Source organism: Mesorhizobium sp. M0185 (assembly GCF_040322175.1).
GTDB lineage: Bacteria > Pseudomonadota > Alphaproteobacteria > Rhizobiales > Rhizobiaceae > Mesorhizobium.
This window is the reverse complement of the sequence record NZ_JAMYSY010000006.1, coordinates 41,554-65,231: the sequence shown is the minus strand read 5'-3', so window position 1 is coordinate 65,231 and position 23,678 is coordinate 41,554. Positions and strand designations below refer to the sequence as shown.

The 23,678-nt window shown below is 62.9% G+C and carries 24 protein-coding genes and 2 pseudogenes; 10 read left to right on the top strand and 16 right to left on the bottom strand.

What is annotated here, in order from left to right; genetic code table 11:
- Positions 1-24: 24 nt before the first annotated feature.
- The 3 genes from NKJ20_RS07095 to NKJ20_RS07085 are packed head-to-tail and all read right to left on the bottom strand — an operon-like array spanning position 25 to position 2,724.
- Complete coding sequence (locus tag NKJ20_RS07095) at positions 25-1,440, bottom strand: ATP-binding protein (RefSeq protein ID WP_023678416.1); 1,416 nt, start codon at positions 1,438-1,440, stop codon at positions 25-27.
- A gap of 50 nt (positions 1,441-1,490) precedes the next feature.
- A complete protein-coding gene (locus NKJ20_RS07090) occupies positions 1,491-2,210 on the bottom strand; it encodes a response regulator (RefSeq protein ID WP_023678415.1) in 720 nt (239 codons plus the stop codon).
- A complete protein-coding gene (locus NKJ20_RS07085; protein WP_023678414.1) occupies positions 2,197-2,724 on the bottom strand; it encodes a MarR family winged helix-turn-helix transcriptional regulator in 528 nt (175 codons plus the stop codon). Before NKJ20_RS07085 ends, NKJ20_RS07090 begins: the two co-directional genes overlap by 14 nt.
- Positions 2,725-2,974: 250 nt before the next feature.
- Here NKJ20_RS07085 and NKJ20_RS07080 point away from each other — a divergent pair, with 250 nt between their 5' ends.
- From NKJ20_RS07080 to NKJ20_RS07070, 3 genes are all read left to right on the top strand, one after another.
- Positions 2,975-3,868: a branched-chain amino acid aminotransferase gene (locus NKJ20_RS07080; RefSeq protein WP_352450493.1), complete on the top strand. Its 894-nt coding sequence runs from the start codon at positions 2,975-2,977 to the stop codon at positions 3,866-3,868.
- Positions 3,869-4,013: 145 nt separating this feature from the next.
- Complete coding sequence (locus NKJ20_RS07075) at positions 4,014-4,325, top strand: hypothetical protein (protein ID WP_352450492.1); 312 nt, start codon at positions 4,014-4,016, stop codon at positions 4,323-4,325.
- Positions 4,326-4,501: 176 nt separating this feature from the next.
- On the top strand, positions 4,502-5,143 hold the full coding sequence (locus tag NKJ20_RS07070) for an MBL fold metallo-hydrolase (RefSeq protein ID WP_352450491.1): 642 nt from the start codon (positions 4,502-4,504) through the stop codon (positions 5,141-5,143).
- Positions 5,144-5,212: 69 nt separating this feature from the next.
- On the opposite strand, the gene NKJ20_RS07065 is transcribed toward NKJ20_RS07070, so the two are convergent.
- From NKJ20_RS07065 to NKJ20_RS07055, 3 genes and pseudogenes are all read right to left on the bottom strand, one after another.
- Entirely contained in the window at positions 5,213-5,623 is a 411-nt protein-coding gene (locus NKJ20_RS07065; protein ID WP_023678410.1) for a BA14K family protein, read from the bottom strand.
- Positions 5,624-5,815: 192 nt separating this feature from the next.
- On the bottom strand, positions 5,816-6,028 hold the full coding sequence (locus NKJ20_RS07060) for a cold-shock protein (RefSeq protein WP_006202521.1): 213 nt from the start codon (positions 6,026-6,028) through the stop codon (positions 5,816-5,818).
- Between the two features lie 227 nt (positions 6,029-6,255).
- Positions 6,256-6,467 (bottom strand): annotated as a pseudogene (locus tag NKJ20_RS07055) (cold-shock protein).
- Between the two features lie 491 nt (positions 6,468-6,958).
- Here NKJ20_RS07055 and NKJ20_RS07050 point away from each other — a divergent pair.
- Positions 6,959-7,360, top strand: a complete 402-nt coding sequence (locus NKJ20_RS07050) for a Kazal-type serine protease inhibitor family protein (RefSeq protein WP_352450490.1) — start codon at positions 6,959-6,961, stop codon at positions 7,358-7,360.
- A gap of 138 nt (positions 7,361-7,498) precedes the next feature.
- On the opposite strand, the gene NKJ20_RS07045 is transcribed toward NKJ20_RS07050, so the two are convergent.
- Both NKJ20_RS07045 and NKJ20_RS07040 read right to left on the bottom strand, forming a co-directional pair.
- Positions 7,499-7,744, bottom strand: coding sequence for a hypothetical protein (locus NKJ20_RS07045; RefSeq protein WP_023678408.1), 246 nt, complete (start codon positions 7,742-7,744; stop codon positions 7,499-7,501).
- The gene (locus NKJ20_RS07040; protein WP_023678407.1) at positions 7,741-8,007 is read right to left on the bottom strand and encodes a hypothetical protein; all 267 of its coding nucleotides are present in this window, start codon (positions 8,005-8,007) and stop codon (positions 7,741-7,743) included. Before NKJ20_RS07040 ends, NKJ20_RS07045 begins: the two co-directional genes overlap by 4 nt.
- A gap of 367 nt (positions 8,008-8,374) precedes the next feature.
- Between NKJ20_RS07040 and NKJ20_RS07035 the strand changes: the two genes are divergently transcribed.
- The 3 genes from NKJ20_RS07035 (at position 8,375) to NKJ20_RS07025 (ending at position 10,674) form a co-directional block, all read left to right on the top strand.
- Positions 8,375-8,557, top strand: coding sequence for a hypothetical protein (locus tag NKJ20_RS07035; RefSeq protein WP_023678406.1), 183 nt, complete (start codon positions 8,375-8,377; stop codon positions 8,555-8,557).
- Between the two features lie 10 nt (positions 8,558-8,567).
- A complete protein-coding gene (locus NKJ20_RS07030; protein WP_352450489.1) occupies positions 8,568-8,834 on the top strand; it encodes a DUF1488 family protein in 267 nt (88 codons plus the stop codon).
- A 184-nt stretch (positions 8,835-9,018) separates the two neighbouring features.
- The gene (locus tag NKJ20_RS07025) at positions 9,019-10,674 is read left to right on the top strand and encodes a tetratricopeptide repeat-containing sulfotransferase family protein (RefSeq protein ID WP_352567997.1); all 1,656 of its coding nucleotides are present in this window, start codon (positions 9,019-9,021) and stop codon (positions 10,672-10,674) included.
- On the opposite strand, the gene NKJ20_RS07020 is transcribed toward NKJ20_RS07025, so the two are convergent.
- The 6 genes and pseudogenes from NKJ20_RS07020 to NKJ20_RS06995 all read right to left on the bottom strand — a co-directional run bounded on the left by NKJ20_RS07020 (position 10,661) and on the right by NKJ20_RS06995 (position 18,553).
- Entirely contained in the window at positions 10,661-11,014 is a 354-nt protein-coding gene (locus NKJ20_RS07020) for a DUF1428 domain-containing protein (RefSeq protein WP_352743263.1), read from the bottom strand. The two genes, NKJ20_RS07025 and NKJ20_RS07020, sit on opposite strands and share 14 nt — an antisense overlap.
- A 77-nt stretch (positions 11,015-11,091) precedes the next feature.
- Positions 11,092-11,520, bottom strand: a complete 429-nt coding sequence (locus NKJ20_RS07015; RefSeq protein WP_352743261.1) for a VOC family protein — start codon at positions 11,518-11,520, stop codon at positions 11,092-11,094.
- Positions 11,521-11,648: 128 nt separating this feature from the next.
- Entirely contained in the window at positions 11,649-11,822 is a 174-nt protein-coding gene (locus tag NKJ20_RS07010) for a hypothetical protein (protein ID WP_352743259.1), read from the bottom strand.
- 104 nt (positions 11,823-11,926) lie between these two features.
- Positions 11,927-13,457 (bottom strand): annotated as a pseudogene (locus NKJ20_RS07005) (ABC-F family ATP-binding cassette domain-containing protein).
- A gap of 437 nt (positions 13,458-13,894) precedes the next feature.
- The gene (gene uvrB, locus NKJ20_RS07000; protein WP_352743257.1) at positions 13,895-17,185 is read right to left on the bottom strand and encodes an excinuclease ABC subunit UvrB; all 3,291 of its coding nucleotides are present in this window, start codon (positions 17,183-17,185) and stop codon (positions 13,895-13,897) included.
- A gap of 114 nt (positions 17,186-17,299) precedes the next feature.
- On the bottom strand, positions 17,300-18,553 hold the full coding sequence (locus tag NKJ20_RS06995; RefSeq protein ID WP_352743256.1) for a hypothetical protein: 1,254 nt from the start codon (positions 18,551-18,553) through the stop codon (positions 17,300-17,302).
- Positions 18,554-18,694: 141 nt separating this feature from the next.
- Here NKJ20_RS06995 and NKJ20_RS06990 point away from each other — a divergent pair, with 141 nt between their 5' ends.
- Together NKJ20_RS06990 and NKJ20_RS06985 are read left to right on the top strand one after the other, a co-directional pair.
- Positions 18,695-19,735, top strand: coding sequence for a CapA family protein (locus NKJ20_RS06990; RefSeq protein ID WP_352743254.1), 1,041 nt, complete (start codon positions 18,695-18,697; stop codon positions 19,733-19,735).
- A 61-nt stretch (positions 19,736-19,796) separates the two neighbouring features.
- Positions 19,797-20,768, top strand: a complete 972-nt coding sequence (locus NKJ20_RS06985) for a hypothetical protein (RefSeq protein ID WP_352450482.1) — start codon at positions 19,797-19,799, stop codon at positions 20,766-20,768.
- 26 nt (positions 20,769-20,794) lie between these two features.
- On the opposite strand, the gene NKJ20_RS06980 is transcribed toward NKJ20_RS06985, so the two are convergent.
- A complete protein-coding gene (locus NKJ20_RS06980) occupies positions 20,795-21,280 on the bottom strand; it encodes a YegJ family protein (protein WP_352450481.1) in 486 nt (161 codons plus the stop codon).
- Positions 21,281-21,398: 118 nt separating this feature from the next.
- Between NKJ20_RS06980 and NKJ20_RS06975 the strand changes: the two genes are divergently transcribed.
- Entirely contained in the window at positions 21,399-23,021 is a 1,623-nt protein-coding gene (locus NKJ20_RS06975) for an FAD-binding oxidoreductase (RefSeq protein WP_352450480.1), read from the top strand.
- An 8-nt stretch (positions 23,022-23,029) separates the two neighbouring features.
- Here NKJ20_RS06975 and NKJ20_RS06970 read toward each other — a convergent pair whose 3' ends face one another.
- A complete protein-coding gene (locus NKJ20_RS06970) occupies positions 23,030-23,545 on the bottom strand; it encodes a hypothetical protein (RefSeq protein ID WP_352743251.1) in 516 nt (171 codons plus the stop codon).
- Between the last annotated feature and the right edge of the window lie 133 nt (positions 23,546-23,678).

The following is a 23,678-nucleotide window of genomic DNA, read 5'->3' as shown; positions in this document are numbered from 1 at the left end:
GATGAAGGCCGGGTGTCGCTGCCGTCAAGCGGGGACCTTGATCACCGCCCGAAGGCCGCCGAGCGGGCTGCGTTCGAGGACGATGTCGCCGCCATGGCTGCGGGCAATGTCACGTGCGATGGAGAGGCCAAGGCCGGTGCCGCTGGCGTCGAGGTTGCGGGCCTCGTCCAGCCGCACGAACGGCTTGAATACATCCTCCCGCTTTTCGGGCGGAATGCCCGGGCCGTCATCGTCGATGGTGACGAGCAGCGAACCGCGACCATGATTGGCATTGATCTCCACCGTCTTGGCATAGCGGAATGCATTGCCGACGACGTTGGACAGCAGCCGGGCAAAGGCATTGGGGCGCACATGCACATGCGGATCGCCGACAAGCACGGTCGATAGCTTGCGCTTGCGCAGCGCGGCCTCCTCGCGAAGCTTGTCGAAGAAGGCTTCGAGATCGAACTGGCCGGCGTCTTCCGAAGCTTCGCCGCGTGCAAAGGCAAGGTAGCCTTCCAGCATCGACTGCATGTCGTCGATGTCCTGGTCGAGTGCCTGGGTATCGGCCGCCTTGGTCCCGGCAAGCGCCAATTGCAGTTTGAAGCGGGTGAGGATGGTCCTCAGATCGTGGCTGACGCCGCTCAGCATGGCGGTACGCTGCTCGAGCTGGCGTTCGATGCGTTCGCGCATCTGTATGAAGGCAAAGCCGGCGCGGCGGACTTCCTCGGCTCCGCGCGGGCGAAAATCGCGCGGCATCGGCCGGCCCTTGCCGAAGCTCTCGGCCGCCTCGGCCAGCGTCAGAATCGGCCGGATCTGGTTGCGCAGGAAGGGAATGGCGATCATCAGCAGCACCAGCGAGGTGCCGACCATCCAGATCAGGAAAATATGGGTGTTCGATGCATAGGCCTGGCTGCGGCGCACGAAGACGCGCAGCACCTTGTTCTCGAGCTGGACGCGGACCTCGACGATATTGGAATTGCCGACCGTATCGATCCAGAACGGACGGTTGATCTGGCGGGTGATCTCGGACGAAAGGATCTCGTCGAGGATCGAGAAGAACGGCTTTGGCCCGGGAGGCGGCAGCGGGTCGGGCGGTAGGAGGTCGACTTTCAGCTGCATGCGATCCTGGGCGATGCGGATGACGTTGGCGTAGTCGGCGTCGTGAGGATAGGTCTCTATCAGGTCGATGATGGCGGCGATGTCGCGCACCGTGGCCTGCGACAGGCGCTGCGTCACGGTCTGCCAGTGGCGCTCCATGAAGACAAAGGCGACGACCGACTGCAGCATGATCATCGGCGCGATGACGATGATCAGCGAGCGGGCATAGAGCCGCTTCGGCATGTAAAGCGACACCAGGCGCCAGAAACGGTTCCAGGCGCGCGGCACGGCCTTGAGCGCCCGCGTCGCACGAGCGCTCAAGCCGCCATCTCCCGGCCGTTCGAGTTGCGTGGTCGCCATTCGTCTTTCGCTCACCGGCGGCCCGGCAAAGGACCGCTGTCGGCGACATTCTATTCCACGCTGAGCCGATACCCAATACCGCGCACTGTCTGCAGCCAGACCGGATTGGACGGATCGCGTTCGATCTTGCGGCGGAGCCGATTGATCTGGACGTCGATCGTGCGCTCGCCGACCTCGGATTCATCGCCGACAAGCTCATGCCGCGGTATCGTTTCGCCGGCACGCGCAGCGAAGATCGCCAGGATTTCCTGCTCGCGGTCGGTCAGCTTGAGCGCCTCGCCGCCGCGCTTCAGCTCACGCCTGGCGATCTGGAATGTATAGGGGCCAAAGACCAGCTGTTCGACCTTAGGCGTTGTCGCGGGGCCGCCGCGGCGCAGGATATTGTTGATACGCAGGATCAGCTCGCGCGGGTCGAACGGTTTAGGCAGATAGTCGTCGGCGCCGGCCTCGAGCCCGGTGATCCGGCTGTCGGTTTCGGACAGTGCGGTGAGCATCAGGATCGGCACGTTTTTCTCCGCCCGCAGCGCCTTGGTGAGGTCGACGCCACTTTCACCCGGCATCATGACGTCGAGCACGATCAGATCGAAGTCGAGGCCGGCGAGCTTGCGGCGCGCCTCGCCGGAATTTCCGGCGACGGTGACGCGAAAGCCGTTTTCGGTCAGATACTGTTTCAGAAGATTGCGGATACGGGTGTCGTCGTCGACCACCAGCAGATGCGGCGCGTCGTCTTCCGGTGCTGTCGGATGATCAACCCTCTCAATGGTCTCCATGGTTTTTCCCTGACATCTTTGCGGGCACAATGTCGATCTGCGCCCTTAGTTCCGGATTGACCATCGCTTCAAGGAACCGTTCGATAACGGCGCGTTCGGTGGCTCCGGAATCTTCCAATGCAGCATGGATGCGGCGCGACTGTGGCCGCGCCAGCGCCAGCGCCAGGGCACGGCCCTTGGCCGTCGGGTAGAGTTCGCGCTGGCGGCGGTCGCGAGGGCCCTGCAATTGCACGATATGGTCGGTGTCGATCAGTTGCTTGAGCACGCGCGCCAGGCTCTGCTTGGTGATCTTGAGCACGTCGAGGAGCTCGGCGACCGTCAGCCCGGGCCGGCGATTGACGAAATGCAGAACCCGGTGATGGGCACGGCCAAAACCGTATTCGGCCAGGATCTGGTCCGGATCGGAGGTAAAGTCGCGATAGGCGAAGAAAAACAACTCGATGATGGCGAAATCGATGCCGTCCTCGTCGGTGATCGCCGTCCTGATCGGTTCTGCGGCTGCGTGGCTCGTCATCTTTTCTCCGTGTGAAGCAGGAAATTATGTCAGCACTATTGACGTATTTTCCGCGCGATGGTAATTTTTGGCAAGCTTTTCGGGCGGATTGCGAACGAAAAGGCAAGCGAAGCCGTTTTTTCCGGAACTTCCTGAGTTTGCCAGACCTTAAATATCCGCCTACGCTTTGAGACAATGGCCGCCCACAGCGGCCGAAACGAAACACGCAACGACACAATGATGTGCGGGCTGCCGCCCGCGGGAGGTTACCATGGCATCCGTTCCCTTCGACCAACTGGACGGCTTTATCTGGATGAACGGCGAATTCGTCAAATGGGCCGACGCCAAGATCCACGTCTTGACCCACGGGCTGCACTACGCCAGCGCGGTATTCGAGGGCGAGCGCGCTTATGGGGGCGAAATTTTCAAGCTGACCGACCACACCGAACGCCTGCATGAATCGGCGCGCCTGCTTGGCTTCAAGATACCCTACTCGGTCGCCGAGATCGACGACGCCTGCCGCACGCTGTTGAAGAAGCAAGGTTTCCAGGACGCCTATGTCCGGCCGATCGCGTGGCGCGGCAGCGAACAGATGGGCGTTTCCGCACAGAACAGTCGGATCAACTGCGCCATCGCCATCTGGCAGTGGCCAAGCTATTTCGACCCGGCGCAGAAGCTCAAGGGGATCCGCCTCGACATGGCCGAATGGCGCCGCCCCGACCCGCGCACCGCACCGTCGAAATCGAAGGCGGCCGGCCTCTACATGATCTGCACCATGTCCAAGCATGCCGCCGAGGCCAAGGGCTATGCCGACGCCATGATGCTCGACTGGCGTGGCCAGGTGGCGGAAGCGACAGGCGCCAACATCTTCTTCGTCAAGGACGGCAAGATCCATACGCCCAAGCCTGATTGCTTCCTCGACGGCATCACCCGCCGCACGGTTATTGGCCTTGCCAAGGACCGCGGTTTGGAGGTGATCGAGCGCGCCATCATGCCGGATGAGCTTGAAGGCTTCCAGCAGTGCTTCCTCACCGGGACGGCAGCCGAGGTGACGCCTGTTTCGGAGATCGGTCCATACCGATTCGAGGTCGGCGAAATCGCCAAGACGCTGATGAATGACTATTCTGCGGCCGTTCAGCCCAAGCACGCAATCGCTGCAGAATAACGAAAGTCACAGCTTTTTTAACTAGTAAGGGCGGTTTTCGGGCCGCCCCTTTTATTTAAGCGCTTCTGCATTTGACTTTCACACAATTCGGCGTCTCATGATGGGGTCGGCCCGGGAGGCTGGCAGCTATGGAGGGACTGGAAATATGGATATGAACACGCTTCTTCCGATCATTATTCAGGTGATTACGGGTATCATCGGTGGTCAGGCGGTTGGCGCGGCTATCAAGACTGCGGCGATGGGGCAGCTTACCAAAATCCTGGGCGGCGCTGTCGGCGGCGTCGGCGGTGCGGCCATCCTCAACAGTCTGCTGGGTGGCTCGGTCGATCCGGCAGCCGCCGCCACGGCGGCAGGGGCCGGCAGCGCGTTGAACATTTCAAATATCGTTGGCGGTGCCGGCGGCGGCGCCATCCTGACCGGCATCATCGGTGCGGTCATGAACGCGATGAAGAAATAAGCTTTGACGTTTCAGGTTTTCAAATGGGCGGCTTCGGCCGCCCATTTCGTTTGCCGTTTGTGGGAGCGGTGGACGCCGTTCGCGTGTGTCTCTACATCAGGGCCTGGTTCAAGGTTGGAGCTCTCCTGACGCGTTCGAGGGGACGCGCAGCGCTCCGACAGCGTGAAAGGACGAATATGGGTCAGCTCAACGCCGGCATCGTGCCGGTCACGCCGTTCCAGCAGAACTGCACCATCCTCTTCGACATGGACGACAGGCAAGGCGTTGTCGTCGATCCGGGCGGCGACATCGACAAGGTGCTGGCGGCGCTCGAGGACAATGCGATCACTGCCGGCGCGATCTGGATTACGCACGGCCATATCGACCATGCCGGCGGGGCCATGGAACTGAAGGAGGCGCTCGGTATCGAGATCATCGGTCCGCATGCCGCCGACCGGCCGCTGCTCGCCAATCTCGAGAACCAGGCAAAGCGCTACGGCATCACCGATCCCGTGCGCAACTGTGTCCCCGACCGGTTCCTTGCCGAAGGCGAGACCGTTTCGTTCGGCTCGCACGTGTTCGAGGTGCTCCATTGTCCGGGCCATGCACCCGGCCACGTCGTCTACTATAGCCGGGCTGCGAAGTTCGCCCATGTCGGCGACGTGCTGTTCCGCGGTTCGGTCGGCCGCACCGATCTGCCGGGCGGCAACCACGCCGCGCTGATCGCCTCGATCAAGGAGAAGCTTTTGCCGTTGGGCGACGACATCGGCTTTATCTGCGGCCATGGTCCCGGCGGCCGTTTTGGTGAGGAGCGGCGGAGCAATCCTTTTCTGGTCTGAAAGCGCTTGCCGGAAACAAAAAGCGCGGCCTGTGCGACCGCGCTTTTTTCCGACGGGAAACTGCCTCCGCTAATTGGCGGTGCAGAAATGCTGTTCGCCGTCATAGCCGGTGAACGTGCCGGTACGGGCGTTGAAGCTCCGGTAGCGGTCCGAGCAGTATTCGTACCAGCCGCGGGTCCACGGCTCCGCATAGCTTTCGGCATAGGCCACGCGCGGCTGCACGTAATAACGGCGCACCGGGGCAGGCCTGTAGTATTCATCATCATAGGCCGGGTCGTAATAGCGGGGCTGCGGGCTGGCGAGCGCACCGCCGATCAGGGCACCGGCCGCAAGGCCGAGCACGCCGGCCGCAACGGCGTCGCCGTGGCCGTGGTGGCGGCGGTGATGGCGCCATTCGTCGGCATTGGCCGCGGGCAAGGTCGCAAGCGTGGTCGCAACGACCGCGGCGGACAGGATGGCAGTCTTGAAAATTCGGTTCATGTCGGTCTCCTTCGTGCCGGCCCGGGTCGTTTTCGGGGGATGCGGTCCGGCTTTAACGAAGATTAATATGCGACCGTGGCTGAACGGGGGCTGAACGAAATTTGACCAGGCGGTTCATCTAACTGGGCGGTTCAAGCGTGCGGCAAACACCGCAGGCCAGACCGGCCCACGTCCATTCTGTCCGGGGGTGGTTCAGCCGATCGACAGGTTGACGGCTTTCGGACCCTTGCCGCGCTTGTCCGGCTCGGTGTCGAATGTCACTTTCTGCCCATCCTCAAGACCGGGAAGACCCGACGCCTGCACGGCCGAAATATGGACGAAGACATCCTTTGCCCCGTCGTCCGGCGTGATGAAGCCGAAGCCCTTGGCGTGATTGAAGAATTTGACGGTGCCGGTCTGCGGCATGGGAAGCTCCTTTGATCCCACAAGTCCAGTCTCGGGCCGGCAAATGCCCGGACGGAAATTTGTCCTTTATTTTAGTGCCATCGGCAAGAGAAAGTTTTGCGGGTGCGGGCAAGCATCCCGGAACACAAAAGGCGCGACGAAAACCGCCGCGCCTTTACAGAATTCAAGTTCACTCCAAAAGCCTTGCAGCATCCTCACCCCGAAAGGACGCGCGGCACGCTGTGGTTTCAGGCAGCGCGGAGATTGACCGCTTTCGGACCCTTGCCCATACGGTCGGGCTCGACATCGAAGGTGACCTTCTGACCGTCGACGAGAGTGCGAGCCCGGAAGCCTCGATCGCCGAGATGTGGACGAACACATCCTTGGCGCCGCCATCGGGCGTGATGAAGCCGAAGCCTTTGGTAGCGTTGAAGAATTTAACGGTGCCGGTCTGGGCCATTGGGGAAACTCCTTCACCCGTGTCAGTCTTGGTGGTTCCGCCCGCCGCCTGGCGCCGTGGGCAAGTCCCGGTGGTTGCTTCGGCAGTCATGCATTGGCGCATGGTAAAACCCCCCGCCGAAAACGGGGCTGTCAGAGATTCACAGTATCGGGGAAAGGTCGTCCAAAACGTTCCGCTCTCCGGGTCGCAAATGCCCGAACACAAAATTTATCGCACGGAAACGTGATGCTTGCAAGACACAGCCGCGGGCGGCCCCAACAGGGGCATCCCGACGCATCGCACCGATAGTACCGGTTTTCTGCGCGGTCATCGGCCAGACTTCACCCAGGCATGGTCCAGCAAGCGGGGCAGGTGCTGTCTTGGCTTGCGCCGCAATACCGCCCTGGCTCGCCCAGTTGCAAACAGGGGTTGCATCTGGCAGCGGAATGACGAGGATCGGCCTGACCCAGGCACCATTTGTGCAGGCAGGAGTTTCAAGGGAGGGAACATTCATGCGGTTTCTTGCGACAATCTTTCCGCGGCAGGTTTTTTCCATCCTGTTCCTGTCGGCAATTCTCGCAGCCTGCACCGTCGTGGTGGATGATGAGGGGCCGGGGCCGCGCCCGCCACGGCCGGGGCCGCAATTCTGCACTAGGCAATATGACCCGGTCTGTGCCCGGCGCGGCGGCGACCGCCAGACCTTCGCCAATGCCTGCCTTGCCGAACGGGCCGGATACCGCATCATTCGCGAGGGCGAGTGCCGCGGCGGTGGTGGTAGCGGTGAGGAGCAGACATTCTGCACCCGCGAATACCGCCCAGTCTGTGCCCGTCGCCATGGCGAACTGCGCACATTCCCCAACGAATGCGAAGCCCGCGCGGCGGATTATCGCGTCGTCGATGACGGGCCCTGCTAGCGCACCGACCTACAGCCTGGCCGGATAAGCACCATCTGGGGGCCGGCGTAGAGCTCAGCGCCGTTCCCGTTGGAGATGCGCAGGCGACGCGGATCTGCGGCATCATCAGCGTGTGAAGCAGCGTTGCGGCGCGTCGGCTCAGTTGGCCGGGTTGTCGACCGGTTCGAGATTGTCTTCCGTGGTGACCCGCTCATAGGTCTCCTGATCGCTGCGGATGCGATATTGCGGCGAGCCGTCCTTGACCGGCAGCCGGCTTTTGATCTGGAACAGCTCCGCGGTCTTTTGGGCAAGGCCGGTGCGGCTCTTCATGCGGACGGTCTGGCCGACGGTGAAGATATGCGCCGGCGTGTCCGTGCGCCGCGCATTCTGCTGGAAGCGGATCATGTGACATTCTCCTGGTCGTGCCGAAGCGCTGCGTCGAGCTCGGCATGGTCAATGGCGACAAGCTGGCTGGTCGCGCTTTTCACTGTCCTTGCCGGCAGATGGATGAAAGTGGCGACGCGGCGCCAGGCAGGCCAGGACATGCCGTCGATCAGTTCTTCGTCGTGGTCGATGTCATAGTCGCCGGCCGGCTGCACGCCATCCAGCCCGCCAAGCACGAAAGGTGCCGCGAAATGCGCTATGGAATGGGTGGTGCGAGCAGACATTCTTGTGCCTCGAAGTTCTCGCTTGTGCCTTGAAGTTCTCGTGCCTTGAAGTTTCTTTCCGGCCTGCCCCGGAAGCGGAGCCTGCATTGCGGTACCAGGTGTCGGCGATTTGGATAAGTTTGGCGGGCCGAGAATCCCTGACACCGCGGGGCCAAGCATGACCCAAAACGGTTTCTTACCATTAGTCTGAAAATACGGCTTATTCAAGAAGTTTTCGGCCTCTTACCCCTACCAACGTGAAATTACTTTTCTATAGTTATCTGCAGAACGATGATACGGTCCCGGTGCACCTCAAAAATTGTTTGAAGAAATTCCGAAAAAATTCCTCCGGCATTTGTATTTATCTAGCAATGGAAGGAAGAGAGTCATGAACTCCGCAAGAACACCGGATGTCCCGACAGTTGCAGTCAGTCCTGTCGCAAAGCCGATAAAGGTCTTGTCGCCGCGTCTCACGATAAGAAGCGACGAGGCGGCAAGGCGAAGGATTGCCGACACCGACGGCACGGCGCGGCGGGCGCGCCAGCTTGCCGAAAGCAACCGCCTGATTTGACGCGCAAGCCATGACGCTCAATTTTCCCAATCCCAGCCGCTCCTATGACGCGGCGGCCAAGCGCATTCGTTTCGTCGGCCATGACGGCATGCTCGAAGTCCCGTTCTTTGTCGAGGTCGCGGCACTTTCGGCGGCAAACCCGGCTGCAAGCGGAGCCGAGGCCGAATTCCTCAGCGCCTTCGACGCCAAGCGTTCGTCGATCCAAGAGATTGCGCGCCAAGCCTACTCGCACGGCCGCAGGAACATGTATGTGCTGACGCCGGCCGACTTTCGGTAGGCTCCCCCGGGTTCGAAGTTTTGCTTCGTAGCGACCGCCGTCTGCTCTTGCACGCGCCGCAGCGATGGCCTAGATCGCGGCAGGCGGACAACACGGCAGGTTTCCCATCAACAGAGATCCGAGACAACCGGCAGGCGCACGTTACGGCTCAGGCGGACAGCCGCCGCTGGGGCTCGACCAGCACGTGCAGCAGGCGCTGCAGCTGCACCAGGCCGGGCGCCGGCAGGAAGCCGAGGCGCTTTACCGACAGGTGCTGGCGCAAAAGGCCAACCACCCGGCTGCTGCGCATTTCCTCGGGCTTCTGCTGCACCAGACCGGGCGCAGCGCCGAGGGGCTGGCGCTGATCGAACAATCGGTGCGTCTGCAACCGAACAATCCGGATTTCCTCAACAATCTCGGCACCGTGCTGCGCGACCTCGGCCGGGTCGCGGCCGCCGCCGATCTCTTCCGCAAGGTGGTGGCGATTCGGCCGGACCAGCTGGCGGCGCGTGACAATCTCGGCTCGTCGCTGAAGCAGCTCGGCCAATTCGAAGGCGCCGAGGATATTTATCGCGGCACGATCGGCCGTAACCCGTTCCATGTCCGCGCCCGCGTCGGGCTTGCCGAAACGCTGCAGGAAGCGGGCCGGCTGGATGAGGCACTGGCTGTTTTTCGCGAGGCGCTGACGATCCGGCCGAAGGATGCCGATCTTTTGCACGGCCTGGGTGTCGGGCTGATGGAAAAGGGCAATCTCGACGAGGCTGCGGATCTTTTCAGGCAGGCGCTGGCTGTGGACCCCGGCATGGCGAGGGCCTGGCTGATGCTTACACAGGTCAAGCGCCAGAAGGAGCGCGACGCCGAGCTTGCCCGCATGGAGGCGGAGCACGCCAAGGCGCCGCAAGGCAGCCTGGCGCGCATGCAGCTTTCCTTCGGCCTCGGCAAGGCCAATGACGACCTCAGGGATTATGGCCGCGCTTTCGACTATTTCGCCGAAGGCAACGCGATCCGCCGCCAGGGCATCGACTACGACGCCGGCAAGACGCGCGGCGAGTTCGAGGCGATGAAGGCGGTGTTCGACAAGGCCTTTTTTGAAAGGCACAGGCCGAGCGGGATAGCCGACGACACGCCGATCTTCGTCGTCGGCATGCCGCGTTCCGGCACCACGCTGGTCGAGCAGATCATCGCCAGCCATCCGCAGGTCTATGGCGCCGGCGAGCTCAGCATATTGAAGACGGCGGTCGGCAAGCAGTTTCCGCTCAGCATGAAGGGCGGCTTTCCCTGGGGCATCGCCGACATGCCCGACAAGGCCTATGCCGAGGCCGGCCAGGCCTATCTCGACATGCTGCACGCCCGCTATCCGGGTTCTCGGCACGTCACCGACAAGATGCCCGGCAATTTCCTCTTGGTGGGCTTCATCCATTTGATGCTGCCGAAGGCCAAGATCATCCATTGCGCGCGCGATGCGGCGGCGACCTGCCTGTCGATCTACAAGGTGCACTTCCGAGGCGACAGCCATCGCTACGGCTACGATCTCGACGAGCTCGCCGATTTCCACAATCTGTACACCGACATCATGGCGCACTGGCACGCCGTGCTGCCTGATGTCGTGCACGACGTTCGCTACGAGGATTTCGTCGCCGACCAGGAAGGCCAGTCGCGGGCGCTGATCGCCCATCTCGGCCTGCCGTGGGACGACGCCGTGCTGTCGTTCCACCAGACCGACCGGCCGGTGCGAACGGCGTCGGCTGCGCAAGTGCGCCAGCCGATGTATCAGGGCTCGGTCGACCTGTGGAAGCGCTATGGCGACCGGCTGAAGCCGCTGCACGACAAACTTGATCGAGGGGCGCCTACAGCTCGATGAAGGGCTGAAAACCGCCAAAGATCATGCGCTTGCCGTCGAACGGCATGGTCTCCCAGTCCGACTTGAGGCGCGGGTCGGCCATCACCTTGGCCATCACCGCGTCGCGGCTCTGGCGCGATTCGTAGACCACCCAGGAGAAGACGACGACCTCGTCTTCCTTGGCCTGCACGGCGCGCGGGAACGAGGTGAGCTCGCCATAGGGTACGTCGTCGCCAATGCATTCGACATAGGCCAACGCGCCATGCTCCTTCCAGACGGCGCCGGCCGTCTGCGCCATTTTCTTGTAGGCATCGAGATTTGCCTTCGGCACGGCCAGTACGAAACCGTCGACATAGGACATCTGACTTCCTCCATGCGATCGTTTTCCTCTCCCTCTGGAGCGGGAGAGGTGATTTCAGACACAGCCTGTGTGGAATGCTAAGCTGCTTTCACCGGTGCGTTCATTGCCCATTCGACGCCGAACGGATCACGCATATTGCCCCAGCGGTCGCCCCAGAACATCACCTGCAACGGCACGACTTCCTCGCACCCCGCCTCGACGGCTCGCTGCCACCAGGCGTCGATGTCTTCGCTGCCGAGATGGAGCTGCATAGTGTAGCCCTGCGGCTTCACAGCGGCCATTCCATGCTCGGGATAGAAGTCGGAAAGCATCAGGGTCGAACCGTTGATGTGGAGATGGATATGCATGGTGCGGCCCTGTTCGTCCGGCGGATAGGCAAAGACCTGCTCGGCACCGAAGGCCTTTTGGTAAAATTCTGCGGCTTTGAAAGCGCCGTCCAGCTGAAGGTAGGGCGTCAATCCGCCAAGCACTTTGGCGGCGGGCTGGGTCTGCGGCTGGTCATTCATGTCATGCTCCTCTTTGCGTCTGGTTTGCCTTTGCGAACCACAGGACGAACGGAACGGCGACGATCCTACACGGCCGATGGTTTTTTGGATTCGAAATGGCGCCTGCCGCGACGGCTATCTGCTACCCTTCAACCTTCGATGCGAATCCGCGGGCTGTTCTGCGCGTCGACGACGATTTCCGGCCAGCCAATATCTTTGCGCAGCTCGATCGGCAATGAAAGGATGGCGCGTTCGCTGCGATAACGGGCGCGAGCCGCCGAGTAACGCGTCACGGCGTGACCTATGGATGGCAGAATAGACATGATGCTTTCTCCTCGATTGGCGCCGGCATCACCGTGTCGGCAACCCAAGGACGTGGCATGCGATCATCATCCGACAGAGCGCCGGAATTTTTTTCCGCAAGCCTTCAGCCGCCGGCTTCGGCAACCTCCCGGAAGAACTCCTCCGGGCTGTCGATCTCGGTCAATCGCCGTTTCTCGATCAGCCAGATGCGGTTGCCAACCGCGCGGATGAAGGAGCGGTCGTGCGAGGCAAGCAGGCAACTCGCCTGATGTTCCAGCAATTCCGCTTCCAGTGCTTCCTGACCATCGATATCGAGATGATTGGTCGGCTCGTCGAGTAAATAGAAATTGGGATTGGCGAGCCTCAGCGCCAGCATCATCAGCCGCGCCTTCTGTCCGCCCGACAGCACGCCGATCCTGCGCTCCTGCATGTCGATGCCGACGCCGGCGCCCGCCAGCAGCGAGCGGGCGCGCTGCTCGCCGACATCGAATCTGCGCGAGAGCATCGCCAGCGGCGTGTCGTCGCCGCCGATGCCCGACAATGCCTGGTCGCTATAGCCGAGCACGGTCGACGGCGTCACCTTCAGGCTTTGCGCCGCCGTTTCCGGCTCGACGATGGCGTTCCGGATCAGGCCGATCAGCCGTGACTTGCCGACGCCGTTACGGCCGAGCAGGACGATGCGGTCGCCTTGGCAGATGTGGCGCTTGCCGGTGCTGAACAGAACCGTGCCGTCAGGTGTTCCGACCACCAAATCGTCGAGCGTGATCAGCACCTTGGCATGGCTGCCGCGATTGGCGAGCTTGATCGCGCCCGCCGATCTTTCGCGGTGTGCCGGCGCTGCTGCTTCTTCCAGACGCTCGGCCCGCTGGTTGAGCTGCTTGGTCTTGACCGTCAAAAGGTCGCTGCCGGAATTGATGCCGATATTGTTGAGCTTGGCGGCCTGCCGGCGCAGCTGCTGCGCCACTTTCATGTCGCGCTGGAATTTGCGCTCGGTCGAGGCATCGACTTCGCTCAATGCGTCCCTGGCTCGTGAATAGGGCAGCGAGAATACCGGCGACTGTTCGGGGCGGAGGAACAGCGTCCGGTTGGTCGTAGCATCGAGAAAAGCGCGGTCGTGGCTGGCAATCACCAGCGGCACCTCACGTGGCAGCGCGTTCAGCCAGGTCTCGAGCTGGCTGATCTTGCCGAGATCGAGGTGATTTGGTCGGCTCGTCGAGAAGCAGGACGTCGGGATCGGTGACCCAGACGCGGGCGATCAACGCCAGCCTTTGCCAGCCGCCGCTCAGCGCCTGCATTGGCCGCCCGCGCATCGGTTCTGGCACGTCAAGCGAGTCAAGAACCACATCGACGCGCCATTGTTCGCTTTCGACCTGTCCGGCCGGCAAGGCATCAGCGACCACCTGCTGGAAGCTGCGCCCGGCCAGCGCTGCCGGGACGACTTGCTCGACATAGCCGACGCGCAGGCCGCGCGTACGGGTGATGTCGCCTGATGTCGGCTCCATCTCGCCGGTCAGGCACTTCAGCAAAGTGGATTTGCCGCGCCCATTGGCGGCGACGATGCCGAGCCGGTCGCCGGTGCCGATGGTGAGGTCGAGGTTGGAAAACAGCGGCGCATTCAGGGTGACGCCGAGGGATTTGAGGCTGATCAGGGCCATATCGATTTCTCTGGTCTGGCCGGAGTGAGCTCCGGTTCAATGCACTTTGACGGTGCGCAGGCTGGCAATCAGGCTCAGCGTTGCAGCACCACGAAGGGCAGACCAAGAAAATCGAAGCGGGAAAACCCGGACCGTCTCTGGTCAGCCCTGCAAGCAAGCTCGCAGGGCAGAGACAGGGCCGCGCTGACGGTGGTGGTCGTAATACACGCAGCCCTCCTTTCAAGACGTTCGAGTTGTAGAAACTGGCTACACCAAGGCTAGGGCCGATGGCAAGTGGCTAGGCTCCCCCTTCTCCACTTGTGGGAAAAGGTGGCCGCGAAGCGGTCGGATGAGGGGTGCTCCAGCTTGGCACCGACGGCGATCCGTCCAGCACCCCTCAACCGTCTCGGCGCTGCGCGCCGATCCACCTTCTCCCCCTGGGGGAGAAGGGAAGCTCGCTAGCGTCCCGGGCGCCCCGTCTTGCCAGGCCGGCGCTCTTCGCGGCGGGCGTCGGCCGGGTCTTCGTAGGAGCCGATACCACTGCGCTGGCGGACAATGGGTTTGGCGGAATCGTTGCGTTCCTTCGCGCCCCCCTCTGCCCTGCCGGGCATCTCCCCCACACCGGGGGAGATTGGCTGTGGTTTCGCTGGCACCTTTCCTTCGACCGGCTTTTCCGTCCGCCGCACGGTCATCTCGTCGAGCGAGTTCTTCTTGAACAGCGGCTTGGTCGGTTCGCCCGGGATGCCGAAATCGGAGCCGTGCGCCTCTTCGGCCGACTGCTTCTTGAACAGCGAACGCGACACTGCGCCGGCCGGGGTCGGCATATCCGTGCCCGGCCCCATGGCGTCGAGCGAGGGCTTCGAAAACAGCGGCTTCTTCACCGGCACGGTGCCATCGGCACCCATTTCGTCGAGCGCCGGCTTGCGGAAGAGATTGGGCCGGGCCGCCTCTTCGGCGGCACGTGCCTCGTCGAGCTTGCGGAAACGCTCCTGTTCCTCAGCCGTACGATGTTTGGCCACGCCCTTGTTGTGCTTGCCCTTTTCGCGGCCCGAGACCGGGCTTTCCATGTCGGCATATTTGGCCAGCGGATCGTCGGAGATGGACAGTTCCATCTCGCGCAGCCGTTTGATCTCGTCGCGAATGCGGGCGGCCTTCTCGAAATCGAGGTTGGCGGCGGCGTCGCGCATCTGCTTGTCCAGGGCGTCGAGATGCGCTTTCAGATTGTTGCCCATCATCGCGCCGGCGCTGTCGGTGAACTGCGAAATGTCGGCGCGGACATGGTCCTTCTCGTAGACCGAGTCCAGGATGTCCGAAATGCGCGACTTGACCGATTCCGGGGTGATGCCGTTGGCCGCGTTCCACTCCATCTGCTTTTCGCGACGGCGGTTGGTCTCGGCCATTGCCCGCTCCATCGAGCCGGTGATCTGGTCGGCATAGAGGATGACCTTGCCGTCGACGTTTCTGGCGGCGCGGCCGATCGTCTGGATCAGCGATGTCTCGGAGCGCAGGAAACCTTCCTTGTCGGCATCGAGAATGGCGACGAAGCCGCATTCGGGAATGTCGAGGCCTTCGCGCAGCAGGTTGATGCCGACCAGCACGTCGAAGGCGCCGAGGCGCAGGTCGCGCAGGATCTCGATGCGCTCCAGCGTGTCGATGTCGGAGTGCATGTAGCGCACGCGTATGCCTTGCTCATGCAGATATTCGGTCAAATCCTCGGCCATGCGCTTGGTCAGCACGGTGACCAGCGTGCGGTAGCCGGCCTTCGTGGTTTCGCGGATTTCGCCGACGACGTCGTCGACCTGCGTCTTGGCCGGGCGTACTTCGACCGGCGGGTCGATGAGGCCGGTCGGGCGGATGACCTGCTCGGCGAAGACGCCGCCGGACTGCTCCATCTCCCAGGCGCCGGGCGTCGCCGAAACCGCGACGGAGAGCGGGCGCATGGCGTCCCATTCCTCGAAGCGCAGCGGCCGGTTGTCCATGCAGGACGGCAGGCGGAAACCATACTCGGCCAGCGTCGCCTTGCGACGAAAGTCGCCGCGATACATGCCGCCGATCTGCGGTATGGTGACGTGACTTTCGTCGACGAAGACCAGCGCATTGTCGGGTATGTATTCGAACAAGGTTGGAGGCGGATCGCCCGGCTGGCGGCCGGTCAGATAGCGCGAATAGTTCTCGATGCCGGCGCAGGACCCGGTCGCCTCCAGCATCTCCAGGTCGAAGCGGGTGCGCTGCTCAAGCCGCTGCGCCTCAAGCAGGCGGCCAGCCTTTTCAAGCTCTTGCAGGCGATACTTCAGTTCTTCCTTGATCGACTTGATGGCTTGATTCAAGGTCGGCCGCGGCGTCACATAGTGCGAATTGGCGTAGATCTTGACGCTCTTCAGCTCGCCGGTCTTCTGGCCGGTCAGCGGATCGAACTCGGTGATCGCCTCGATCTCGTCGCCGAACAGCGAGATGCGCCAGGCGCGATCCTCAAGGTGGGCCGGGAAGATCTCGATCGTGTCGCCGCGCACCCGGAACGAACCGCGGACGAAATTGATATCCTGGCGCTTGTATTGCTGGGCGACGAGGTCGGCGAGCAGCGCGCGCTGGTCGAGCCGGTCGCCGATCTGCATCTGGAAGGTCATCGCCGTGTAGGTCTCGACCGAGCCGATACCGTAGATGCAGGACACCGAGGCGACGATGATGACGTCGTCGCGCTCAAGCAGCGAACGCGTCGCCGAATGGCGCATGCGGTCGATCTGCTCGTTGATCGAGGATTCCTTCTCGATGTAGGTGTCGGTCCGTGGCACATAGGCCTCCGGCTGGTAATAGTCGTAGTAACTGACGAAATACTCGACGGCGTTTTCCGGGAAGAATTTCTTGAACTCGGAGTAGAGCTGCGCGGCCAACGTCTTGTTGGGCGCCAGGATCAGAGCGGGGCGCTGCGTCTCCTCGATCACCTTGGCCATGGTGAAGGTCTTGCCCGAGCCGGTGACGCCGAGCAGCACCTGGGTGCGGTCGTTGCGGTCGACGCCTTCGACGAGATCCTTGATCGCCGTCGGCTGGTCGCCGGCCGGCTCGAAATCCGAGACCATCCTGATGGCGATGCCACCTTCGGATTTCTCAGGCCGGGCAGGGCGGTGCGGCGTCCACAGCACGCCGTCCTTGTGCAGCGGATTGCCGGATTCGATCAGCGCCGACAGCGCCGCGACGGTCGCGGTGACGCCGCCCGAGGCCATGGTCTCGGCCTCTTCCAGGGAGACATCGAGGCCAGCGACAGGGTTGAGACCGGCCGCAGTGCGCTCCCGCGCCGAAGCCGCGCCGCCCATCGAGGTGCCGCGTGCCGTACGGCCGGGAGAAGAGGAGCGCTCCGGGATTTTCTTGGCAGACTTGGCGCCTTCCCTCCCCCTCGAGGGGAGGGTGGCGGCGGAGCCGCCGGGTGGGGTCGGTGCGGCAGTGCTCGGCGACCCTTGATGCCGAGCGCTTCCTTTGCCGACCCCCTCTGTCGCCTTCGGCGACATCTCCCCCTCGAGGGGGGAGATTTGACGCCCTTCCTTCTCGGCTTCCTGCTCGATCTGTTCGGCCCAGTCGGCGATCGAGCCGGTCAGCGGCGCGCCGGTGAACTCGGCCTGCGGCGCCTCGGCAAAGCCGCCCTTGTACAGGGGCTCCGACGCATCGAGGAAATCGGTCAGCGGACTGCGCCGCTTGGGCGGCGAAGCGCGCTCGTCATTCGCCGGCGGCGGCGTTTTCTTGTCGGAGAGTCTGGCCATGGCCCCGAATATGGGAGGTATCGGCCAAAATGGAAAGAGCGGAGTGGTGAAGGGTGCCGCGCGCAATTTGGCTGCTGACAGTAGGCTGTCAGGAGCAACGTCGAAGTGCGCCGCTCAATTAAACCAAAGCGCGAACGTCAGAAACCCGGCGCCGCCGAACTGGCGCTGGATCTGGTTGAACTCCTCGCTGGTGAGAGTCTTGCCGCGCTCGAGATAGGGCGCGATGGCCGGGCCGGTGATCGACAGCACCAGGTCGAAGGTTTTTGGCTCATCAAAGAAGCGCTTCATGTTGATGCCTTTGTCGGCGATGCGGAAATGCGGCAGCAAGGTGCGGCCTTCCAGAAGATCCTCGGCCATATCAAGGGCGGCGAGCCAGGCCTGTACCTGCTGCTCACCAACTTCGAGACCGGTCAGCGGGCTGGTGCCTTTCTGCTGCGGCCCCGGCAGCCATTCGCGGTCATTGTCGGTTTCGGCGCGGATGGCTTTCCAGTCCTCGCGCGACAGCCGGATCATTTCCATGAGATGGCGGCGTGCCGCTTGCCGGCGCTCTGGCTCGACCACTTGCCAGTTAATGAGATGCACCAGGGAGATAAAGTCGGCTAGTCGCCATTCGGACGTCAGGATGCCGCCATTCGTGCCACCGTCCAGCGGCACGAGCGTATCCTGCAGCGGCAGTTTTGCGCGCGGGAACAGCATGTGGAAGGAGCCGTCGAACGTGTTTCTGAAATCATGCGCCAGCCAGAAGTCGGCCTGCGCCATCAGGAACTCGGCATAGCCCTGCAGCCAATAGCCGTCGGCGCGGTCGAAGCGGAAGGTGAGGGCGGGTGCGGCCGCGTCTGGCGCACCACCGCCGCGTGACAGAGACGCCATGATCGCGGCGGCGCTCTCGTCCGGCGCGATCGTGCCGTCCTCGTTGACGTCGATGCCGAGACGGGTGAGGTCGATGACCATGCCGATGTCGGCGTCGGGGGGTACCGAACCGAGCGTGGCTGCGGATTTCTCCAGCCGGTCGCGGAAGGCGACGAGAATGGCGCGGAATTGTTCGTAGGTCAGCGGCTCGGGATTGGCATTGTCCGGCACCGGCAGCCGCATCAGCGGCAGCATGAAGGATTGCGGGCTGTCGAAACCGTGGCGGTGCAGGCCGCCGGCCAGGATCTCCAGCGCGGTGAAGAATTCGCCGGCGCCGGCGGCGTAGGCGGCTGCCGGATCGCCTGGCGCGGCGGCTTCCAGAGCGGCAAGAGCGCTGTCGCGTTCGGCTACGATTTTTGCCTCGAACAGGGCCGCCGCTTCGGGAGCCGCGGCGCTGGGTGAAGCCAGCGGCAGGAGAAGAATGATGGCGCACGCCACCAGCCTGGAAAAACGCGTCATCGTGATCGCCCCTTTGTCGCTCCGCAGTGGATCATACACGCATTTGGTTCGCTGCGCCTGTGGCCTGCGGTTCACCCACAACAGTCGACGCTTCAATCAATCCGGCGGACGGTCTACACAAGGCAAACGATTGGGCGTCGCGTGTCGAACTATCCGCTTTCCTACAAACTGTCGTGGCTGCCGCGTTTTCTCCGGCCTTCGCTCAATGGCGACGCGCGCGGCTTTGCTCCGGCGGCCGCAGCCCTGCTCGAACCACTGCCGGCGCGGACGGTGCGGCTGGCTTTCGTCGGCGATATCTCGGCGGTGGCCAATCGCCGCGCGCCGGACTGCGATCCGGCGATTGCGGCACTGCTTGCCTCGGCCGATCTGGTGGTCGGCAATTGCGAAAGCCCGGTGGTGGAGCGGCCGAGCGCTGTTTTGGGCACCAGGCTTGGCACGCACCACGCGATGAGCGAGCGGTTCCTTGCCGAGGCGCTGGCCGCCGCCGGCATTTCGCGTGAAAAACTGGTGCTGTCGCTGGCCAACAACCATGTGCTCGACCAGGGTATTGCCGGCTTCGACGAGACCGTCGCCGCGCTGGAGCAATTAGGCATCCGCACGATCGGCACTGCGGCTCCGGTCGAGCGGTTTGCGGTTGGTTCGCTGACCATAGGCCTTGCCGCCTTTACCTTGTGGCGCAATACCGACGAGGCTCAGTTCGCGGGCCGAGTCTCGATGCAAGCCGATCCGACGCAATGGCCGCACGCTGCCGCTTCGGGTGTCGACCTCCTCTGCGCGGTGCCGCATTGGGATTGGGAATTCCGGCATTTTCCACGTGCGAAGACGCGGGCAATGGCGCGACTTCTGGCCGAACATGGCGTCGGCCTGATCGCCGGACATCATGCCCATGTCGTGCAGCCGATCGAGCGGATCGGCAAGACACTCGTTGCCTATGGGCTCGGCGATTTCATCGGCACCGCCTTCGCGCGGCAGCCATGGCCCGGCCGCGTCGGCGCCATTCTCGTCGTCGACATCAGCGACGATCCCGGCACGCGCGGGGCCATCGCCGCCTACCGGCTGCATGCCTTCATGCGGCTGCGCGCCGGCGATCACGAGCGGCTGGTCCCGGTTGAAACGCTGGCGGGAAAATCCAGGCAAAGGGTTCTAGCCCGCCTCGATGCGGTCTTCGGTGCCGTGCGCTGACGCGGTCCACCAAACCGGCTATCATGCCCAGCGCGGGCAGGCTTGTGGCGGCGGGTGGGTGATGGAAACTGCGGATTTCATGCCGAGCGAAGCGGTGATCGCCGGCCTCAGGAAGAACATCGAGGCCTATGAGGCGCAACGAGCTTCGGCCCATCGCCGGACGCGCTGGCGGGTGCCACTTTTCATCGGGCTGGTGCTGGTGTTCGTGGCGCTTGTGGCCTGGCTCTTCAACGGGGTTGCCGACCCCAACGAGCAGTGGTTCTCGACCCCGCATGTGTTCCTCTATATCGGCGGATTCCTGGCGGCGATCCTGCTCTATTTCCAGGCGATCAAGCCGGCGAGCAAATTGCAGCAGTCGTTTCGCAGCACGCTGTTGCCGATCATCTTCGGCTTCATCGAGGACATGCGGTACCGGCACAACGTCAAGCCGAATTCGTTCGACCGGTTGCCGCGCGAGACGGTTGGTCCGTTCAACCGGCAATCTTTCGATGATGTTTTTTCCGGCCGTTATGAGGGGTTTGCGTTCGAGCTTTACGAAGCAGATCTCCGGGAAGGGACGGGCAAGAGCACGACGGCGGTGTTCAAGGGCGTCATCGTCGCCTTCGAGACAATCGTGCCGTTCCCCGGCATATTGGTGGCCGCGCGCCGGACCAACAAGGCCGTCGGCTTCTTCCGCGGCATCTTCGGCAGCAAGATGCAGGAACTATCCAGCGGCATGCCGGAGCTCGATGCCGCCTACGAGTTCCGCACCGACAATATCGAGGCGGCGCGGCCGCTGGTGACCGGCCGGCTGGCGCAGGCGCTCGAATGGCTTGGCGAAACATGGCCGAAGGAACCGGCACGCGTCGCGCTCAACGGCAGCGACGGCTTTCTGCTGCTTCCGCAGACGAAGAACTTCTTCGAGCTGCCGGACATCTCTGTGCCGCTCGACTATGTCAAGCATGTTGCGCCGATCATCGCCGACATGGCCACGATCCTGGCGACCGCGGCGCTGGTGCGCAAGATTGGGGCGCAGGACGAGGAGGCGGGGTAGCGGCTAAAGCGCCTCGCGCTCGGACATTAGCAGTCGAAGCCGTAATTGTCGCGGAGATAGTCCGCGTCTTCCTTCGACATCTTCTTGAGCATCACACAGACGGTAAAGCTGCCCACCTGATGGCCGTTCTTGGTGTATCCCCAGTCCGAAATTTCGTCCCGGGTGAATTCGATCTCCTGGCCGGCGACGACGTTGTGCACTGCCTGCGGCTCGTTTGCTAAAATTCCGGCAAATCCGCTCGCCGTTCGGTGAAAGGGAATGATCCAGAAATGTTCCGTCGCGGTTCCGTCTTCGATCCTTACCTTCAATTTGAACGTGGCTGTTCCGGACGGCGGCGCCTCGGACAGGATCAGGAAGTCATCCAGGCTGGCGCGGGCCTGCTCAATCGCCGCCGCCATCTCCGGATCGTCCCTTGCCACACCGAGGACTCCCTTCTCACCGCTTTGGGCGTCGGCTGAGACCGGAGCAAATGCGAGCAGCAGGGCAAGCGCGGTACGGGCTGCAAGCTTCATGGTGCGACTGCTTTCGACATTTCCGCCAGACAAACCGGATCATCATTCGCCGAACGTCTGATTGGCAACTGGTTTTTGTCGCCATCAGGCGCTATTCCTGGGACAGTGGGGTGGGGCTATGGTCGAGGAACGCAAGGGGTTTCGCCTGTCGCGGCGGCTGCTGCTGGGTGCGGCGGTGGTCGGCGGCGCGATGCTGTGGGGCGGGACGACCGTGGCGCGCCTGGCGCGCGGCCCGTCGGGGCAGAAGAATTCCGGGCGCATCGCCGACATTGATGGGATCGACCTGGCGCAGAAGCCGCTGGAGGGCCCGCCAGCCTACGATCCGTCGCTGCCATGGCTGACCAAGGGCGGCGATATCAATGATGCCAGCGGCCTGTCGATGACACCGGTCTACGGCGTTATCGAAGTCAGCGAGGAAGACCACATCGCGAGCGCGCTGGCCCTTGCCCGCGCCAATAGCCTGAAGGTCTCGGTCGCGGCGGTGCGCCATTCGATGGGCGGCCACGCCTTCGACGACAACGCGCTGGTCCTCGACATGCGCAAATTCAACAAGGTCAGTGTCGACCCGACGGCGAAGACGATCACCTTGCAGCCGGGCGTGCGCTGGCACGACATCCAGAACCTTTTGCACCCGCGCTTCGCGGTGAAGGCGATGCAGTCGACCGACATCTTTTCGGTCGGCGGCTCGCTGTCAGTCAACGCGCATGGCATGGACCACCAGGCCGGCTCGGTCGCCGGCTCGATCCGATCGATGCGGGTGATGCTGGCGGACGGTTCGGTGACGACCTGCTCACCGGCCGAAAATACCGAGTTGTTCCGCCACGTCGTCGGCGGCTACGGCCTGTTCGGCGTGGTGCTGGAGGCGACACTCGACATCGTCGACAACGCCGTCTACCGGACCTCGCGCGAGATCATCAAATCGGACGATTTCCCGACGTTCTTCGCCGAGGTTCTGGAGCCAAACAGGGCGATCGGTCTGTTTTATGGGCATCTGTCGACTGCGCCGGGCAATTTCCTCGAGGATATGATCGTCTATCGCTATGACAAGGTGGCCGACCAGCCGCCGGCCGACCAGCCGGCAATCGGTGAACCGGGTTCGGTCGGGCTCAAGCGGGTGATCATCAACCTGGCGAAATGGGGCAGCCTGTTCCAGGAGCTGAAATGGTTCACCGAAAAGACGCTGGAGCCGCAATTCGAGAGCTGCACGGTGGCGCGGACGGCGGCAATGGCCGAGGGCGAGGCCTGCCTCGTCACGCGCAACAATCCGATGCACGATTCAGTGCCCTATCTGTTCAACGACCTGCTCGACGAGACCGACATCCTGCACGAGTATTTCATCCCGCGGGCGGCCTATAACCCGTTCATCGCGGAAGCGCGCGAGATCCTGCGCAACCAGACCCTGCCGGTGCTCAACGCCTCGGTGCGCATCGTCCACAAGGAGGATGTGGCGCTGAATTATGCGCCGGAGCCGGCCTATTCGCTGGTGCTCTACATCAATCAGCCGACAAACGCCGACGGCAATGCCAGGATGCGGGCGCTGACAAGGGCGCTGATCGACGTGACGATCAAGCATGGCGGGCGTTTTTTTCTGCCCTACCAGCTCCACTACACAGGCAAGGAACTGCTTGCCTCCTATCCGGAACTGCCGTCCTTCCTGGCGAAGAAGCTGCAATACGATCCGGGCGAGCTGTTTTCGTCGATTTTTTATCGCGCCGTCAAGGCACTGATCGGCACGGCCTGAAGCGGCGGCTACAGACCGTCAGGCAGCTTCGCCGCCAGCCAGTTCGCCGAACGCCTGGCGATGCCGATCGTTGCCGATGCGGCGCGGCCGAGATCGGTCTTGACCACGGCGTAGCCGGCCTTCGTGCGGTAGAGCACGGCGCGGCCGCCATCGACCGCCGCTTCATAGGCGACCGGCCGGACGGCTTCCGTTTCCGTCGCCGTGGCCTGCGTTCCGACCGCAGCACTGGGCCGATGGCTCAGTTCCGGTGGCAGCGGGTCTGTCGCGGCCGTACTGGCCGTCGTCAATTCAGGCTCGGAAGCGGTCGCAGCGAGCTGCGATGACGAAGACGAGTTCTGTGTCCGGCAGATGCCGGAGACCAGCGGATAGTCGAAATTGCGCTCGTGCAGCACCTGGCTTTTCATCGCCGCTTCGCATTCGGCGATGGTCGACCATTTGGCAGGCGTCTCGCCGATATATTCGCAAAGCCTGGCGTCGCAATCGCAGCCGACGATGGTCATGGCGACAAGGGCGGTCTTGATCACGGTCGTGTCCCTCCGAGTTGCCTGGCACATGTGCGCAAGACAACGTGTCTACGGCATCATCAATCGTTGCGGAACAAGGCGGGATTTGGCCGCGATTGTGGAATGAGCGTGACGGAGCATCACGCAACGTCCT